We start from the raw sequence: 1,681 nt of genomic DNA, 5'->3' as shown, positions 1-1,681 counted from the left end.
ACCAACATAGTTATATAGTTTATTTTTTTCATAGTAAAAAATTAATAAAAAGTTTACTTCTTTATTATAAAAAAAAAATATTCTTTTTCAAGCTTTTTTTAAAAAAAATAATATATATTAAAAAAAATTTACGTTTGTTCATCCAAACTTGAAGAATCGCTAGATGGATCAACTCTATTGTAAGGGCTAATGTAACCATAGAATAGACTATGAACTATAATTAGAAGACTAGATTAAAGGTATATTAGAGCTGAGTTTGCGATAAGCAAAGAATATGAAGCAGTAGTATTCAAGAAACTAGGTGTTTAGTGGCTTTACATTTGGGTAAATAGAGCAAGAAAAGAAAGATATGTCTCTAGAAGTCATAAAAAATATACCCAAGTAAAGTCTTCTATATATTAACGAGAGTAGTGTTGATATGACGACTTGAAAAAACAAAGGATGAAGTAAAAAAAGCGAAAAGCATGTAGGTAAAAAGTGTGATACAGATTAAAACATTATTAAGAATTTTCTTCTTTTTTTCTTCAAGGGATTGCTTATACCTCTCAATTTTTTCATCCAACAAACTCAACACCAAATCCCGCTTCCCCAAGGGCAAAGCATCCACTACGGGAAGATCAGGAAATTGGCCCGAGGTCATATCGTCGAAGGTATGGTAAATCATATTAAAAATGAAATAACTAGCAGCCCAGCGAGCCCCAGGATGCAGAAGATGCAAAGAGCGCATAATCCAATGCATATAAGTTGGGCCAAGATCAGAATCTGCAACAGTTTGTAACATCATTTCCGTCCATATATCTTCCATTCCCCAATGATCTACTTCTTTACCAGAAGGAAGAAAATACCGCATCACTTGGGGAATAAAAGAAGGATCTTTCAAAGAACTCAACGCTTCGAAAAGATAATAAAAGCACCAGGACGCTTTTTGTCCCTCAAGGCTAAGGAGTTCTCGCAAATAATCCCGATCCCGCTCTTCTCTGTCCCACAATTCAAAATAATGGGATAGGGCTTTCAACAGCCCTTCTTTTGTGGCAAATTTTTTAATGGCTTCTTTCCAGTACTTTTCTCCCGCATCAATCTCCTGAGTTTCATACAAATCATCTAGAACGTCTTGCAAACAGGTATAATTTTTCACGTTTTCCTCCCTAAGGTTTTAAAATGCGCTGGTGCATTTGTTCTGCAAAATACTGCTCATTTAACCGCACCGCTTGAATCAATGCGGCGTTCAAATCCTGATGCACTTCTTTACGTAGCACGGGGTCCGCAATACGGTTGGTACAATTTCGTAAATCTCGAATACTCCAAAATAAAGACTGACGGAGGTTATCAAACTCAAAGGCGTTGGCAGTATGGACAAAGTATTTGTGCCATTCTTGAGGAATAATGACACTAACACCGGCATCTCTGTGAATATTGAAAGCAATAAAGTTTTCGTTATTGGCATGAGTCCCCACATGGTGACGGGCGGTACGTTTTTTCATCACATGATATACTTTAGACGAATTCGAATCCGTTATTTTATTACTTATTGTCTGGATTCTTATGCATGATATTTCCTACATATACTTATGTACCTTACATTAGAGCGTGTTCTATTAACCCACCAGCAATTTTTTTGCCAATAAGCGAATCTAATATAGTGTCTATACGCAATCAAAAAATAAGTTTGAATATCAGGATA

2 protein-coding genes are annotated in these 1,681 nt (G+C 35.6%); both read right to left on the bottom strand.

The features are described from left to right. Positions 1–391: 391 nt before the first annotated feature. Positions 392–1,135 (bottom strand): hypothetical protein, encoded by a 744-nt coding sequence (locus HCUR_RS00630; protein WP_104206305.1) that lies wholly within the window; start codon positions 1,133–1,135, stop codon positions 392–394. Positions 1,136–1,145: 10 nt separating this feature from the next. Continuing rightward, on the bottom strand, positions 1,146–1,481 hold the full coding sequence (locus HCUR_RS00625; RefSeq protein ID WP_104206306.1) for a hypothetical protein: 336 nt from the start codon (positions 1,479–1,481) through the stop codon (positions 1,146–1,148). Between the last annotated feature and the right edge of the window lie 200 nt (positions 1,482–1,681).

Source organism: Holospora curviuscula (assembly GCF_002930195.1).
In the GTDB taxonomy this organism is placed as follows: domain Bacteria; phylum Pseudomonadota; class Alphaproteobacteria; order Holosporales; family Holosporaceae; genus Holospora; species Holospora curviuscula.
Note: the sequence above shows the minus strand (reverse complement) of the source record. Positions and strands in the feature narration are given on the sequence as shown.

Coding starts and splice junctions, on each gene's coding strand:
- HCUR_RS00625 (WP_104206306.1), bottom strand. CDS start 1,481: ATGAAAAAACGTACCGCCCGTCACCATGTGGGGACTCATGCCAATAAC.